This is a genomic window from Lyngbya sp. CCY1209 (assembly GCF_055795065.1).
The window spans coordinates 1-14,849 of record NZ_JAYFER010000156.1 but is presented as its reverse complement, the minus strand read 5'-3'; the positions used below and the strand labels follow the sequence as shown (position 1 = coordinate 14,849).

The 14,849-nt window shown below is 54.4% G+C and carries 15 protein-coding genes; 8 read left to right on the top strand and 7 right to left on the bottom strand.

Going from position 1 to position 14,849, the window contains the following annotated elements; all coding sequences use genetic code 11:
* Positions 1 to 170: 170 nt before the first annotated feature.
* The 3 genes from AC0QHF_RS02140 to dacB all read right to left on the bottom strand — a co-directional run bounded on the left by AC0QHF_RS02140 (position 171) and on the right by dacB (position 4,277).
* On the bottom strand, positions 171 to 1,979 hold the full coding sequence (locus AC0QHF_RS02140; protein WP_324702534.1) for an ABC-ATPase domain-containing protein: 1,809 nt from the start codon (positions 1,977 to 1,979) through the stop codon (positions 171 to 173).
* A gap of 101 nt (positions 1,980 to 2,080) precedes the next feature.
* Positions 2,081 to 2,632, bottom strand: coding sequence for a hypothetical protein (locus AC0QHF_RS02135; protein WP_324702533.1), 552 nt, complete (start codon positions 2,630 to 2,632; stop codon positions 2,081 to 2,083).
* 208 nt (positions 2,633 to 2,840) lie between these two features.
* Positions 2,841 to 4,277 (bottom strand): D-alanyl-D-alanine carboxypeptidase/D-alanyl-D-alanine endopeptidase, encoded by a 1,437-nt coding sequence (gene dacB, locus AC0QHF_RS02130; protein ID WP_375341393.1) that lies wholly within the window; start codon positions 4,275 to 4,277, stop codon positions 2,841 to 2,843.
* 150 nt (positions 4,278 to 4,427) lie between these two features.
* On the opposite strand from dacB, the gene AC0QHF_RS02125 reads away from it, so the two are divergent.
* The 4 genes from AC0QHF_RS02125 to AC0QHF_RS02110 all read left to right on the top strand — a co-directional run bounded on the left by AC0QHF_RS02125 (position 4,428) and on the right by AC0QHF_RS02110 (position 7,862).
* A complete protein-coding gene (locus AC0QHF_RS02125) occupies positions 4,428 to 5,414 on the top strand; it encodes an aldo/keto reductase (RefSeq protein WP_324702531.1) in 987 nt (328 codons plus the stop codon).
* A gap of 163 nt (positions 5,415 to 5,577) precedes the next feature.
* Positions 5,578 to 6,363, top strand: a complete 786-nt coding sequence (locus AC0QHF_RS02120; protein ID WP_324702530.1) for a 2-phosphosulfolactate phosphatase family protein — start codon at positions 5,578 to 5,580, stop codon at positions 6,361 to 6,363.
* A 78-nt stretch (positions 6,364 to 6,441) separates the two neighbouring features.
* The gene (locus AC0QHF_RS02115; RefSeq protein ID WP_324702529.1) at positions 6,442 to 7,254 is read left to right on the top strand and encodes a RusA family crossover junction endodeoxyribonuclease; all 813 of its coding nucleotides are present in this window, start codon (positions 6,442 to 6,444) and stop codon (positions 7,252 to 7,254) included.
* Positions 7,255 to 7,331: 77 nt separating this feature from the next.
* A complete protein-coding gene (locus AC0QHF_RS02110) occupies positions 7,332 to 7,862 on the top strand; it encodes an AAA family ATPase (RefSeq protein ID WP_324702528.1) in 531 nt (176 codons plus the stop codon).
* 240 nt (positions 7,863 to 8,102) lie between these two features.
* Here AC0QHF_RS02110 and AC0QHF_RS02105 read toward each other — a convergent pair whose 3' ends face one another.
* Complete coding sequence (locus AC0QHF_RS02105) at positions 8,103 to 8,654, bottom strand: hypothetical protein (RefSeq protein WP_324702527.1); 552 nt, start codon at positions 8,652 to 8,654, stop codon at positions 8,103 to 8,105.
* A 177-nt stretch (positions 8,655 to 8,831) separates the two neighbouring features.
* Between AC0QHF_RS02105 and AC0QHF_RS02100 the strand changes: the two genes are divergently transcribed.
* The 4 genes from AC0QHF_RS02100 to AC0QHF_RS02085 all read left to right on the top strand — a co-directional run bounded on the left by AC0QHF_RS02100 (position 8,832) and on the right by AC0QHF_RS02085 (position 12,862).
* Complete coding sequence (locus tag AC0QHF_RS02100; protein ID WP_324702526.1) at positions 8,832 to 8,960, top strand: hypothetical protein; 129 nt, start codon at positions 8,832 to 8,834, stop codon at positions 8,958 to 8,960.
* A 19-nt stretch (positions 8,961 to 8,979) separates the two neighbouring features.
* The gene (locus AC0QHF_RS02095) at positions 8,980 to 9,270 is read left to right on the top strand and encodes a nucleotidyltransferase family protein (RefSeq protein ID WP_324702525.1); all 291 of its coding nucleotides are present in this window, start codon (positions 8,980 to 8,982) and stop codon (positions 9,268 to 9,270) included.
* Between the two features lie 111 nt (positions 9,271 to 9,381).
* Complete coding sequence (locus tag AC0QHF_RS02090) at positions 9,382 to 10,920, top strand: thioredoxin-like domain-containing protein (RefSeq protein ID WP_473113521.1); 1,539 nt, start codon at positions 9,382 to 9,384, stop codon at positions 10,918 to 10,920.
* A gap of 64 nt (positions 10,921 to 10,984) precedes the next feature.
* Positions 10,985 to 12,862 (top strand): tetratricopeptide repeat protein, encoded by a 1,878-nt coding sequence (locus tag AC0QHF_RS02085; RefSeq protein WP_324702524.1) that lies wholly within the window; start codon positions 10,985 to 10,987, stop codon positions 12,860 to 12,862.
* 136 nt (positions 12,863 to 12,998) lie between these two features.
* Here the strand turns inward: AC0QHF_RS02085 and AC0QHF_RS02080 are convergent, their stop codons facing one another.
* The 3 genes from AC0QHF_RS02080 to AC0QHF_RS02070 all read right to left on the bottom strand — a co-directional run.
* The gene (locus AC0QHF_RS02080; RefSeq protein ID WP_324702523.1) at positions 12,999 to 13,286 is read right to left on the bottom strand and encodes an RNA recognition motif domain-containing protein; all 288 of its coding nucleotides are present in this window, start codon (positions 13,284 to 13,286) and stop codon (positions 12,999 to 13,001) included.
* 264 nt (positions 13,287 to 13,550) lie between these two features.
* A complete protein-coding gene (locus tag AC0QHF_RS02075; protein ID WP_324702522.1) occupies positions 13,551 to 14,531 on the bottom strand; it encodes a calcium-binding protein in 981 nt (326 codons plus the stop codon).
* Positions 14,532 to 14,549: 18 nt separating this feature from the next.
* A partial coding sequence (locus AC0QHF_RS02070) for a hypothetical protein (RefSeq protein WP_375341392.1) occupies positions 14,550 to 14,849 on the bottom strand: 300 nt, incomplete at its 5' end.

Sequence of the window (14,849 nt, the reverse complement as noted above, 5' to 3'; positions counted from 1 at the left end):
AATCGCCAAGACACATGGAAGTTTCGGGTTCTGTTCCACGAACCGAACTGTAAACACACGAGCGCTCATTGCTATAACTAAATCGGATCTGATATCAATTAAAAAAACCCTTTCCTCCCCTCTCCCAAAATTGGGAGAGGGGCCGGGGGTGAGGGCGAAAACCGATCGCCCTATTTCATCTCCAACGTCCGCACCCGGTTGATCGCCGCGGCCAACTCAAACCGCCGGAACAACGCCAGATCCCCCTGGGGAAACTGGGTAATCGCATCCAAACCCTTTTCGGCGATATCCGCCATGACGCGATCGAGGATTTGGGTCAACGTCTGCCGTCCGTCCATATAATGTTGTCGGGCATAAACCATCGCCTCCGCGATCGCCCGCAATTGATCTTTGGAAACCAACTGTTCCACGGCCGACAGGTCCACATCTTCGGTCCCGAACGTCACCTCGTCGATATCCCGCACCTTCACCCGCACGTCCCGCCGTCCCCGGCTGGGGTCGAGGCTTTCGGGGAGGGGAATACGCGGGGTGAGGCTTCCGAACTGCTGGCCCCCCTCCGCCGTCCGTCCGGTGGTGTACTCCGCTGCGATCGCCTTGGCCTTTTCCGTCAGTTCCAGGGGTTGGAAATTGTCCATCGCGATGACGGTATCCGCCACGTCGAAATAGTCCCCGCTGCCCCCCATCACCAAAATCGTGGAAACGCTATAGTCCGTGTAGAGTTGGCGGATCTTGTCGATAAACGGGGTGATGGGTTCCCGTTCCTTGGCGATGAGGGCCTGCATCCGCCGATCGCGGATCATGAAATTCGTCGCCGCCGTGTCCTCGTCCACCAGCAAAACCGGGGCCGTGGGCGTATCCCCCAGCAGCAGGGTTTCCAGGGCCTCCATGATGTTGGCGGCTTGGCTGGTGCTGCCGCTGGCGTTTTCGGTGGAAAATTGGCGGGTGGATTTCTCCTGGGGCAGTTGGTTGATGAACGGCGAAATATCGACGCCCGAGACGCTGCGGCCATCTTCGGCGCGAATTTTGACGGCGGCGGGGTTGGTGACGACGAATTCCCGACCGTCCCCGGGGATGTGGTTGTAAACGCCCCGTTCGATCGCCTTCAATAAGGTGGACTTGCCGTGGTAGCCGCCCCCGACGATCAACGTAATGCCCTCGGGGATGCCCATTCCGGCGATCGCGCCACCGTTGGGACGGGTCAATTCCACTTCCAGGCTGGGGGGAGACTGGAACGGGACGGCGGTTTCAGACTTCAGGGGGCGGTCGTTGACCCCACTCTGGCGGGGGAGGATGGCGCCGTTGGGCACGAAGGCCACCAAAGAGCGATCGCCGAGTTGTCCCCGCAGGGCGTCCGCGTCTTCGACGGTTTCGACGTGGCGGCGGCAGGCATCCGGGTCCAAACTGTCATATTTGAGGGCGCGATCGACGATCGCGGGGATATCCTCGCACAGCATGGCGGCGGCTTGGCGGCCCAAAATGTTGCGTCCCCGGGCTGGAAGTCCCACGAAAAAGCGGATCTCGACGCCCTTTTCATCGGAAGCGGGGGCGGGTTTGGCCCGTTCCAGGGCGGGGTTGCCCCCCTTGGGTTTGGGGGCCGCCGCGTGGGCGACTTGGACGAGGTAGGCGGAGGTGCGATCGAGGACTTCCTGTCCCACCCGCGTGATGGCGATCATTCCGCTTTTTCCGGTGCCCCGGCGGCTGCTGAGTTCGTGGGCGGCGCGATCGAATTGCCGGGTCAGGTAGTCCCGCAGGGCGATTTCCCGGCTCGGGGTCTGGTAGAGTTGGGGGGGGAACGATGCGATCGCGGCGGGGACTCGCACCCGAAATTTGCTGGGGGCCGCGAAGGGGTCGCCCTGGACGTAATCGATAATTAAGGTAAAGTCCGGAAACTGATATTCGCCCAATAAATCTTTGTAGGCTTTGTAACCTCGGTTATCGAGGTCGAGTAAGGTTTGGCGCAGATCTTCTTTAGTATTCATCGATTAAATAGCCGTGTCTGGGGGTCGTAATTTTTTCTTTGAATCCAACTGTAAGAACCGATACTATTTTATCAGAAATTTTGGCGGATGACCGATCAATTTTAAGTCTCTTCCGAGTCCCAGTCGATCGCCTTGTCCCGCACTTCCAGATGGTTATCTTTCCAAAAGACGCGGGGGATGGTGGTCGCCGAAATTTGAGCCAATTCCGGATGTTGGGGCAGCCACTTCTCGGTTGGGGGATAAAAATCCTCCGCGATCGCGGACAGGGTTTTGATTTCCCCCTCCATTTGAGTCGCCAATTGGTTGATCGCCTCCGCTTTTTCGATCATTTTTTTCCACACAGACTGCGCTTGCAACTGGTAGATTTGAGTCTGTTTCACCGCCAAGGTCGCCCGGATTTGCTTGAGTCGGATGCGGACGGCTTTGATATCTTGGTCGAGGTCTCGCAGGTCGATCGACAGTTGGGAGACCACTTCTTTTTCGCGATCGCGGAACGCTCGCATCGCCTCCGGAGAACTATCCCGGGGAAAGATCAATTTGACCTGAAACGCCGACCGCTTCTGCCGCAACAGCCGATATTCCACCATCGTCGCATCCAACTTTTTTTTGATCGCCTTCCACTCGGCTTCCAATTCGGCAAATGTTTTACTCATCGTTATTCAACTCATCAATCTATGGGGCCAAAAACTATAAAAATAGAAATGGATTGAAAATTATAATGATCAATTCTCCATTTTACCCACACCCCACACCCTGATTTATAGCCGTCGCCAGGGTTGTCGGGAAATCGAGCGATTCTAAAACCCAGACTGTGAAAGGTTTTTCTCCCTATTGCCTGTTGCCTATTGCCTGTTGCCTACCCTAACAAGATTGCAGCCGAGTCAAGAGTAACACGATCGCATCGATCGCGTCTCGCAATTCCCCGGTCTGCAAATTCGACTGATTGACGATAATCGCAAACGCCAGGGGCGAATAATCCGCCGGTTCCACATACCCAGCCAGGGCAGAAACCCCCGTCAGCGTCCCCGTTTTCGCCCACACCCGCCCCACCGCCGCCGAGTCCCGAAACCGCCCTTTCAAGGTCCCGCTGACCCCCGCCACCGGCAGGGATTCGCGATAGATTGCCGCCTGGGGAGAAGCAGCCATCCCCCCCAGGGTATCGATCAGGGTTTGGGGGCTAACTAAATTGTGGCGGGAGAGTCCCGAACCGTCCGCCAGAGCGTACCCCCCGGGATCGACACCCAAAGCCGTGAGGTTCGAGATCACCCGTTCCAATCCCGCTTCCACCGCGTCGGCAGTCGGTGCCTGCACCCCCAAGGTTTTCAACACCGCCTCGGTAAACACATTATTACTTTCCAAATTCACCGTTTTAATTAATTCCGAAATCGGGGGAGATTCGATCGCGGCAATTTCCGGTTCCGAGTGGGGAGAATAGTTATCGACTCTGGCGGTATTGACAACGATTCCCTCCCGTTCTAAAATGGTTTTAAACCCGCGCAAAAAATTCGCCGCCGGTTCGACCACGGCAGCGTAAACCGGTTCCGGTTCCGACCCCACCCGCAACTGTCCGGCGACGCGGATGACGGGGCGGGTGAACTCCCGGCCGATCTCCACAAATTCGCGATCGCCCGTTCCGACGGTGCGGGTTCGGTTGTCAATTTCCCATCCAATTCCCTGTTCCGGACGCACCCACGTCACCCGCAGCGGTCGCCCAACGGCCGCTTCCGGCCACAGCATCAAATCGAGGGAATTTTGGTGGAGAATTAAACTGTTGACGGGCGCACCGTACCCCGCCTGTACGTCCTCCCACTCCCAATTTTGATTGACGGTAAAACCGGGGAAATACCCATCTTCGGCGACCAAAGTTTCGATCTGAGAAATGCCGCGATCGCGCAACTGTTTCGCCAACTCTTGCAATTGAATGTCGGTCAAACTGGGGTCGCCCCGCCCGACGATATAAACCGTTTCGTTATCGTCGCTGTAAATCGAGGTTCGGATGCGGTAATTCGGCCCCAATTCTTCCAGGGCGGCGGCGGTGGTCATCAATTTGACCGTCGATGCGGGGATGAAAAAAACCTCGCGATCGCGCCCATATAAAACCTCGTCCGATTCCAGAGTTTCAATACTAATTCCCCACCGCGATCGGGCGAACTCCGGCCGGTCAATAATCCCCTCAATTGCCGATTCTAATTCAGCCGGACAGAGCGGGTCTGATGCCCAGGCGATCGGCGGAGTAGCCAAACCGATGAAAGTAGAAATGAGAGCGATTATGAATTGATTTCTATTTTCGATTCCCATCCGCAGATGACGCAGATTACACAGATTTCCCATTCCCTATTCCCCATTCCCTATTCCCCATTCCCTATTCCCCATTCCCTAAACCCTACACCCGACATCATATGCCAGAATAAAACAAAATTGTCCCAAATTGACAAGCGAGGGGGATTTATGAGACGGAAAACGACCCGACGGGGATTCATCGCCACCGGAGTAGCCGTCGCCGGGGGGATCATCGGTACGGCCGTATGGAAACGCAACGGCACCGAAATCGTCGCTCAACCCGCCATTTCGACGCCCCAACAGCCCACCCTCCCCGAACGGGTGTTGGGCAAAACCGGGCAAAGCCTGCCCATTTTCGGCCTGGGGACGGCGGGGCAGACGCCCATCGACGATGCGGGGCGGGAACCGGAAGCGATCGCCCAAATTGAGGCGGCGTTAAAATTGGGGATGCGGTATTTCGACACCGCCGCCAGCTACGGTGCGAGCGAGGAACATCTGGGGAAAGTCCTGCCCCCCTACCGATCGCAGATCTTCCTGGCCAGCAAATCGGCGATGCGCGATCGGGATGGAGCCTGGCGGGAACTGGAGCGATCGCTCAAACGCCTGAATACAGATTACCTCGATTTGTGGCAGTTCCACCACGTCTCTTTCCCCGAAACCCTCGACGAGATTTTCGGCAAAAACGGCGCCATCGAGGCGATGGAAGAGGCCAAAGACCAGGGAATTATCAAATTTACCGGCATCACCGGACACCACGAACCGGACGTCATCGCCGAGGGGTTGCGACGCTACCCCTTCGACACCACCTTGGTTTCCATCAACGCCGCCGACAAACACCACCCCCGCCCCTTCGCCCCCACGGTGCTGCCGGTAGCCCGGGAAAAGAATGTCGGCGTCATCGCCATGAAAATCCCCGCCTACGGGCGTTTATTCAGAAATGGCGTGTTGGACGGCATGGAACAGGCGATGGGTTACGTCCTGTCTTTGGAGGGCGTGCACTGCTGCATCATCGCGGCGGAGTCGGTGGAACAGTTGGAGTCCAATTTCCGGGTGGCCCAGGCTTTCAAACCCCTGAGTCCGGAGGAAATGGCCGCGATCGAAAATCGCACCGCCACGGCTTGGCGGGAAAATACCTTTTTCCGGGCTTGGACTTAGTTGGGGCGTAGGGGATGGGGTGTGGGGCGTGGGAAGAATTGATAATTGATAATTGACAATTGATAATGATCGATTAATTGCCTTTATCGACGACCGACTGCCGATTTTTCCCCTCCAACCCCTACAATAGAGAGTCAGTAATTCTACTTATACCATCCCCATTGTGAAGCTTTTTATTTACCATACTCCCGAATTGACCCCCACGGACAGCACCCCGGACTGTGCGATCGTCGTTGACGTACTCCGGGCCACGACCACCATCGCCACGGCCCTCGACGCGGGGGCCGAAGGTGTGCAGGCCTTCAGCGATATCGACGAATTGATGCAGGTGAGCGAGAAATGGCCAGCCGACCGGCGCATCCGCGTCGGCGAACGGGGCGGCGCGATGGTGGAAGGCTGCGACATGGGGAATTCCCCCCTCAACTGCACGCCGGAGGCCGTCGGAGGCAAGCGCCTGTTCATGACCACGACCAACGGCACCCGCGCCCTGAAACGGGTCCAAGCGGCGCCGGTGGTGCTGACGGCGGCCCTGGTGAACCGCCAGACCGTCGTCCGATATTTGATGACGAAGATGCCCGAGACGGTGTGGATTGTGGGATCGGGTTGGGAAGGCAGTTTTTCCCTGGAAGATACAGTCTGTGCGGGGGCGATCGCGGACAGTTTTGCCTCGGAAATGGGCTATCCCCTCGACGATTTAGCCGGAAATGACGAAGTTTTCGGCGCGATCGCCCTTTATGTGCAGTGGCGGGAAAAATTGTACGAACTGATGAACCACGCCAGCCACGGAAAGCGCCTGATCGGTTTAAAATGCTACGATGACCTGAAATATTGCAGCGAAAGGGATATCCTGGAGGTGCTGCCCATGCAGACCGAACCGGGGGTCTTGACCCAATCTGACGTGGAAGTGCAGAGCCTCCAATATTGGATGGAGGAACCCGTAACGAATTGATAATTGAGCATTGACAATTGATAATTTTGAGAATTATCAATTGTCAATTTCCCCCCGCCCCAATTCAACTAAAAAATCGTGTTGACCAAGTTACAACCCAAAATTTCGCAATTTGAGGAACTCGCGATCGCAATTAATCGCGAACATCAACGCTGTCTGGAGTCGCCTCAGACGGCTTTGATCCCGGCTTGCAAGGCGGGGGCGATGTTGCTGAAGGTGCGATCGCACCTGTCCGAAAAAGACTGGGATCATTGGCGGCAAACCCACACCCAGATCTCGGAACAGACGGCCCGGATGTACGTCCAGATCGCCCGGACTTGGCCGGGAATGGACGGAGGATTGGCGGCGTTATCGACTTCTCCGGCGGTTCAAGATCGGCAAGAACCGCCGAAAATTGTACCGGAAAGTCTGCCACCGGAAGTGGAAGTTCCGCCAGCCGAAGAGGCGGCGATCGATGTCGAGTTTACCCCCATCGACGAGCCCCCGGAGGCGGAAAAGACCCCCAATTCTAATGTGATTCGATTCGTGATTCCCGGTCCGGTGGTGCCGAAAGCTCGCCCCCGTGTGACGAACAACGGAACTTATTTGCCGCCACGATATCGAGAATGGCGGAACCGGGCGGAAATTGAGCTTTATCGCCAGATTGAAGACCGAAATTTGCGCGATCGCTTTCCCCTCAGACGAGCGGCTATTTCGATTCGCTTATTCGGCAACCACCGCACTAATTCCGACATCGACAATTTGGCTGGCGCCTGTTTGGATGCCCTGACGCATAAAGGTGCAGGAATTATCCTCGACGACCGCCTCAGTTGCCTGCCCCAACTGACGGTGGAATACGTGCCAGAGGCACCGAAAACTGGGGTTTGGATTGAGATCGAACCGATGAATTAGTGTGATGGGAATTGGCGCGGGATTGGCTCAGGTGAACCCTGCAAACCTGATATTTCTTCAAATTATAAAAAACGGCTATGAAGGTACTGATCAGAAACTTGGGCCCGATTCGAGGTAATACTCAAACCATCGATCTATCCCAACGATTTTATATTTTCGTCGGCTTGAATAATAGTGGAAAAACCTATGTTGCTCAACTGTTATGGACGATTTTTAATCAAGATGTGATTCGGAAATTTGCGCGATCGCACACCTGGGAAGAAATCCCTTGGGAAAGGGAAGGAGTTGTGGCGTTAACCCCAGAACTAATCGACAATATCTTAATCCGATATGCTAATTTTTTAGAACAACAAATAATTTCTACTCTCAACGCAGATTTATTTCCCATACAAGATATTTCACTCGAACTTCATTCCGACAGCTTGACCGCATTAAAGCAGGATTATTTTCAAGCGAACTTTAATATCGGCACTGAAGAAGAAGGAGAAAATAAAGAAATTCAATATTTGACTATAATAAAGGAATATCGCCCATTCCTAGAGTCTTTGGATAAGTCTCGAAGAATATTGAACGATTCGATTGATTTGCAAGACGCTGGCGATGAGTAAAAGAAGAAAAACATATTTAGTCTTTAATCAATCGGATGGAAAATCCCCATTTTTACTCAGGCCGGAATTTCACAAAGCGTTGGAGAAAGAGGGAATCGTTGAAGAGATATCGTTTGCTTGACACTACTCAACGATCGCGATAAAATTAAAATTAAATTCTTTGACCGACAAACTGTAGCCCTGCAAGAGTTGCTCTGATTAAAGAATGGGCTAAATCCCCACAACAAAATTCAGTGAAATTTAGGTTTCAATTAACTGGCGAATTTGGGGCATACTGGCGACGATGCCCTCGCCGCGATCATTGAAAATGGGGCGATCGTTCACCCCCCAAGTTCCCGTCGGATCGAGGGAATACAGGGTTCCCAACAGGCGGGCACCGTCGCCGTCAAGTCCGGTATTTTCCGCCGGGGGAAACGCATCCCGCCACAGATTGATAATATGGCGACAGTAGGCGGCGACGAGGCGACAGGATATTTTTTCATCCAATAGCGATCGCACGATTTGATTGGGTTTGGGGCAATTTCCCAACAGTTCCCGATAGACGATTTCGGCGGTTTTCGGCTTGATTTGGGCGATGCCGATCGACCAGTCGGCCCAGTAGACCAAACCGGGTAAAATTACCGCCAAAATCTCCTCGATATCGTCCTCAAAACTACGGCGTTCCAACTCGTCCAAAACGATCGCCCCGACAATTTCCGGGGACAGGCGGAACTCGGCGGCGGATTGGCGGATCTCGTCCCGCAGGTGATAAATTTTCAATTCATTCCCAGACCGGCCCGAAAGCGATACCATTTTTGACCCTTCCTCAAATCTTCTCAATTATAATCCGTCTCGGGTGCGATCGCGTCTGAATGTAGAAACCGGGTTTCTTCCTCAAACTTCGATTCTAATGCAGCAATTCTCATAGAAACCCGGTTTCTTGCATGACCGAGTTCGTGCTACCCTTAAAAAAGATTTGGGAAACAAACCATGAGCATCACAATCCCCGATGACATTTTCCAAAGTACCGGAATGTCGGAAGCGGAGTTAAAGCTGGAAGCGGATATTGTCCCACGGACTTGGTTTCCAGAACGACCCGAAAGCGATAATATATTCTAGATCGAAACAGGTCGTTCGGATGGATAAGAAACGGGTTCTGGATTTATTGGAGACTCACCGCGATCGCCTCGATGAGTTTGCAGTGAAAGCACTGTTTTTATTCGGATCGGTGGCTCGGGATGAGGCGACCCCGGAAAGTGATGTCGATTTCTTGGTGGAGTTCGAGCGTCCGGTGGGGTTGTTTACGCTGTTGGAATTGCGATCGGTTTTGGAGGAGTTGTTAGATTGTTCGGTCGATTTGGGAACGCCGAATTCATTGCGTCCCCATTTGCGGGAAAAGGTGCTGCGGGAGGCGATTCGTGCCATCTAGGGAATTTGAGTTGCGGGTGCGGGATATGTTGTCGGAAATTGCGGTGGTGGAGGAAACGATCGCGCCAAAAATAGGAACCCATTCGGCGACACTATTGTTAAAATATCTAAGTTGTCAAAAACTCCGATCATGTCTCGCGTGCGATCGCCCGAACTTCCCGCCGATTTTCCCTGGTTAAATTGCGATCGCCCCCTGTCTCTGGCCGAACTGCGGGGACGGGTGGTGGTTCTGGATTTCTGGACTTATTGTTGTATCAATTGCCTCCACATCTTACCGGATTTAAAATATCTGGAAACCAAATACGCCGACAGCCTCACCGTCATCGGCGTCCACTCCGCCAAATTCGACAACGAACGGGACGTTGACAACATCCGCCAAGCAATTCTCCGCCACGATATCGAACATCCGGTGATCGTCGATCGCGATTTTTACATTTGGCAACAATACGCCGTCCGGGCCTGGCCCACCCTCGTCATTATCGACCCCCTCGGCTACTGCATCCGAACCGCGGCGGGGGAAGGCAATCGGGAGGCGTTGGACGAGATGTTGGGAAATCTGATCCGGGACTATCGGGAACGGGGCAAAATCACCCCCCAAACCCTCAATTTCAACCGAGAAAAAAGGGGTTGCCCCCTGACGACCCCCCTGGCGTTTCCGGGCAAAGTTTTGGCAGATTCAACCCAAAACCGCCTTTTCGTGGCGGATTCGGGACACCACCGCCTGATCGTCGGCGATTTGGACGGGGATGCACCCCGAGTCATCGGCACCGGGACGCCGGGATGGCGGGACGGTTCCTTCGCCGACACCCAATTTTTCGCCCCCCAGGGGATGGCAATTTCCCCCGACGGCAATTTTCTCTACGTCGCCGATACCGAAAATCACGCCATCCGCAAAATCGATTTCACCACCCAGACGGTGGAAACCGTGGCGGGGACGGGACGGCAAAGCCGCTACATCTACCCCCACGGCGGACGGGGGACGGAAGTTGCCCTCAATTCTCCCTGGGATGTGGAGTGGGTGGAGAATCGGTTGTTCGTCGCGATGGCGGGTTCCCATCAGATTTGGGTGTGGGACCCCGACGGCGGACGGGTGCAAACCTACGCCGGACGGGGGGCCGAATCCTGCGTGGACGGGGAATTGTTGGCGGCGGCATTTTCCCAGCCGAGTGGCTTGGCGGCGGACGGTTCGGAGTTGTTCGTCGCCGACAGCGAAAGCAGTTCGATTCGGGGGGTGGGTTTGGGGGATAATCCCCGGGTGCGGACGATTGGCGGCAGCGGGGAATTGTTCGGATTCGGCGAGATTGCATCCGCAACGCTTCGCGATCGCGACAGCCGGGGATTTAATGTCCGACTTCAGCACTGTTTGGGTGTAGAATATGCGAATAAATCCCTGTGGGTGGCGGACACCTACAATCACAAGATCAAGCGGGTCGATCCGCAGACGGGAGACTCTCAAACCATCTTGGGAACCGAGGCGCAATTGGCCGAACCATCAGGGCTCAGTGCGATCGGCGATCGCCTATATATCGCCGATACCAACAACCACGCGATCCTTGTTCTAAAGCTCGATACTCTCGCCATTTCAACTGTAGAATTTAAGGGATTGTGCGCCCCCAATTTTTGCATTCCAGACCGCTCCGCGCCCGCGTAACACAAGCTTCTAGCTTGTCACAGGCCGGATGCCTGTGCTACTGAAATTTTAACTCAATACCACCATGACTCAACCTTCAGATCGAGAACGCTATCTCGCCCTAATTGATGATATCATCGCCAATATTTTAAAAGGAAAAATTGCGTCGAAAGCTTTGATATACAAACGCTTGGTCGATGAAATTAAAGTCGGAACTGGAGAAATTTTCGAGCGGGGCTTGGTCGAAAAAATTGGCGCCCTGGAATCTTTGGTCGAAACCGAGTCCGACGAACTCAAACAGGCGAAAGCTACCCGACAACTGCGGGGGATTCAAATGATCCGGCAAGCTTGGGAAGATTGGCAGAAAAATTATCAAGTTCAGAGCCATTCTAGCAGTGCCGTCAAACAAATTATAGAAGCCGATCCCAAGGAACGATTGACCGTTTTAATTGAAGTTCTCGACCCCAACCAATCTTACGTTTTCAAACATCCCCAAATCCGGCAACTTGCCCAAACCTTAGAACAGGAAGCAGGCCGTTTGCCGGAGGAATCGGAAGCGGCGGAATTGCGACAGTATGCGGCGGGATTACTTCAGGGTATCACCACTGTCAAAGAACTGGAACCCTATTTGATTAGCTGGGTGTACGATCGCCCCCAGAGAGACATCGGATTCGGCGGCGGTGCGACGGCAGCAGGACCCTGGGAAACCTGGGCAAAAAACGTCAACAGCCCCCTCGCAAAAGAGCTATTTACCCGACAAGCACAAAACCAATCCGCCGCAATTTTTGCCCAGTCCCAACAGCAAATCGACTGGAAAGAATGGGTGGGGTTGATTATCTTAATGCGGGACTTGCAGGCGGGACTTGTCACCTGGTTCGACAAACAACCCTACAGTGCCCAGGTGGGACAAAATTTGGCTGGCGTGACGTTCATGGTGTTCGCGATGATTTGGTCCGAACTCAGCAACGGGTTTCAATCATTGTCCTCCGATTCCGATCGCGATCGCCTCTCCCGAGGTTGCTTTCAAATGACATTGCAAATTCTGCGGACATTTGCCCAGCGGAGTAATTTTCCCCTTTACGGTGGCGTATTCGCATCGTTTTCGGGTGACAATTTCCGCGAAACCATCACCTACCTCGATCGCCCCCTCAGTTACGTCGAAAATATTCTGGAGAAAGCCAGAATTCTTACCGTTCTTGGCTATTCTCAGCAGTGGATCGGCAATCACTACCGGGCTGAGGAACTGCACCAGGAGGCGTTGGAACGGGCGATTCAGACGGGCGATCGCGCCTGCGAGGTGGCGAATTATAACCACCTGAGTCGGTTGCGGTTGCGCCAAAAAGACTATTCCCAAGCGGCTACCTACGCCCAACGCGCCCTGATTTTAGCCCGACAGATCGGCGCCCGCCAGGGGGAATCGTACTCTCTGATCAGTTTGGGATTTTCCGAGATCGCGATCGCCAGACAGGAGCGATCGGTGACGTTTGAACAGCTCGAAAGTTCCATAAACTACCTGGAACAGGGATTGAAATTATCGGAAAAATTCAACGATTTGGTCAATCAAGCCCTCGCCTATTTGGGTTTGGGAATGGCTTATGTTTCCCTGGAACAGCCCGCTCAAGCCGTCCCCGTTTTGGAGCGAGGTTTGTCCGTCCTCCAACAGATGGGAGAGCAAGATTTACAAGCCCTCACCCACGCCTATTTGGGGGAGGCTTACTATCAGCTCGAACGGGAAGATTCCGCCGTCTACCACGCCTGTCTGGGGATGTATTTGCTCGAACAGCGGGGGGATGCCCGGTGGCGGCAGGCGGGGGGTTTGGTGATGATTTTGCAGGGGCAATTGGGAGAGGAAAAATTTCGGCAAATTTTGGGGCGACATCGCTCTCAGTTCATCGCTATAATTGGCGTTGACGGGTTCGATTATTTGCCCGAATTGAGCGATCGCTATCGCCATTCGGAATAGGATGGTTTTCCGGGATGGGGCCGGTCCCGGGCCACAAAAAAACACCCCGGGCGGAGGGGTGCATTTTCTGTTAAAATTGCTCGGGAGCGGTCGCAGCAACGTCAGTGACTTTTTTGCCGTCCCACTCCCCCGCTCTTTAGAAGCGGTTGCGTCGCTGACCGCCGCCGTTAGATCCCCGCTCTTCCCGGGGTCGTGCTTTGTTGACCGTCAGGGAACGTCCCAGCCACTCGGCACCGTTCAGGGCAGAAATCGCGGACTCTTCTTGATCCAGTGATTCCATTTCTACGAACGCAAAACCGCGCACGCGACCCGTATCGCGATCGGTGGGTAGGTGAACTCGCCGAACTTCGCCGTACTCGGAAAAGGCTTCGTTGATGTCCTGTTCGCCAACCTCATAGGACAAATTGCCAACATAGATAGACATAGGTTATCTCCGTCAAAAAATAGGTGTAGAGATTTGGATTTCGGAGAGAACCGTTGTCTTTACAAAACAAGAAAAACCTGTCAATACTGAAAACAAACTCTGCTACCGATACTTACTTCTCGAATTTCACTGTAACACCTCAATCGGCGAATGTCAAGACCCTTATGGACACGGAAGCCAGAAACGCCTGAAATCCCCAGCCCCACTGGCGATCGCCCCCATCGGTGAATTTTGGAGGCGATCGCACTTTCAGGTCAAATCACGTCAGACGACCCAAGTCGTGAAGTCGCCGGCGTCGAGGTCGGCCACATCCACACCCGTCAGTTGGGCCAGGATGTCCGAGCCCGACGAGATCTGAGTTTGACCGCCGACGGTTGTCAGGGTCAGGTCTGCGAAGGTCAAACCGCCGTCGAGGACGATGAGATCTTCGCCGTCGGCAAAATCGGTGATGGTATTGAGCCCGTAACCGGAGGCCAGAAGGAAGCGATCGCTCCCATTTCCGCCCGTGAGGGTGTCGGCCCCCGCGGCCGCGACCAGGATATCGTCGCCGTCGCCCCCGGTGAGGCTGTCGGCTCCTTCCCCACCGTCAAGGGTATCATCCCCGCGATCGCCCAAGAGGGTATCGTTGCCCCCGCCGCCGTCGATCAGGTCGTCGTCCTGGCCGCCGTAGAGGAAATCCGCATCGTCGCCCCCCAAGAGGGTATCGTTGCCCCGGTTGCCGAAGGCGGTATCGTTTCCCTCGTCCCCCTCGATGAGGTCGTCGCCGATATCGCCGAACATCAGATCGGTTCCGGCATTTCCGACCAGGGCATCATTCCCCTTACCGCCGTACATTTCATCGTCGCCGTCGCCGCCGTCGATCCAATCTTCGCCCGAGTTGCCGTTGAGCCAGTCATTACCGGCATTTCCGGCGATGGTGTCGTTGTCGAGGTCGCCGAAGATGCTGTCTTCCCCTTCGCCGCCCAAAACTTGATCGTCGCCCTTTCCGGCGTAGACCGTATCATTGCCATCGCCCCCGTCGATATTGTCGCCCTCCGAGTTGCCGTGAATTTCGTCGTCGCCGTCGAGGGCCGCGATCGCATCTTCCCCGCCGAAACCGAAGAGAACGTCGGCATCTGCCGTTCCCGCGATCGCATCATTCTCATCACCCGCTTCGGTGTCTCCACTTCCGACATGGGGGGAGAAAATCAACGGAAATGCGATCGGGATGATGAACTTCGAGGGGTCATAAAGGTCAGATTCCACAGAGTTTTCAGCTTCAGTTTACGACGGGTTGTCTTCGGGAAAATTTTCGCCCGCTTCGGAAGCATTAGATGGGGAATTAAAAAGGGTAACTGGGGATGGGGTAAATCCCGAATTCGTTGGGGTGCTGACTTCCTCCTGAGTCGTTTTTACCTCTGCATTTTTAGCTTCAGTTGTATCCTCTTCCGTGGTATTTTCTTGGATATTATCCTCCTCGGTAGTGTCTTCCTGAGTGGTATCTTCTTGAGTGTTATCTTCCTCGATATTATCCTCCTCAGTCGTATCTTCCTCGGGATTATCCTCCTCAGTCGTATCTTCCTG